1 protein-coding gene is annotated in these 267 nt (G+C 43.1%); it reads left to right on the forward strand.

What is annotated here, in order from left to right; genetic code table 11:
- Positions 1-267 (forward strand): transposase (locus AAEZ18_RS18945; RefSeq protein ID WP_352255959.1); only part of this gene is annotated, 267 nt, incomplete at both ends.

Consider the following 267-nt stretch of genomic DNA (forward strand, 5'->3'; position numbering starts at 1 on the left):
ACACCATTGAGAGAAACTGTGGCACTAAAGCTGTTGGCTTGGATTGGGGTGTTTCTCATTACTTTTCGACTATCGATCAGGATGGTAATTTTGAGCAAGTCGAAAACCCCCGTTACCTCAGAAACAGCAAAGAGCGATTAACCTCTTTACAACGTGACCTCGCGTTAGCGAAAAAAGGCACTCGCACCCAGCGAAAATTAAAGCATCAAATTGCCAAACTTCACCAGAAAATCGCCCGTCAAAGACTCGATTTTACTCATAAAGAAA

The organism is Pseudoalteromonas sp. 19-MNA-CIBAN-0066 (assembly GCF_040308705.1).
Taxonomy (GTDB): domain Bacteria; phylum Pseudomonadota; class Gammaproteobacteria; order Enterobacterales; family Alteromonadaceae; genus Pseudoalteromonas; species Pseudoalteromonas nigrifaciens.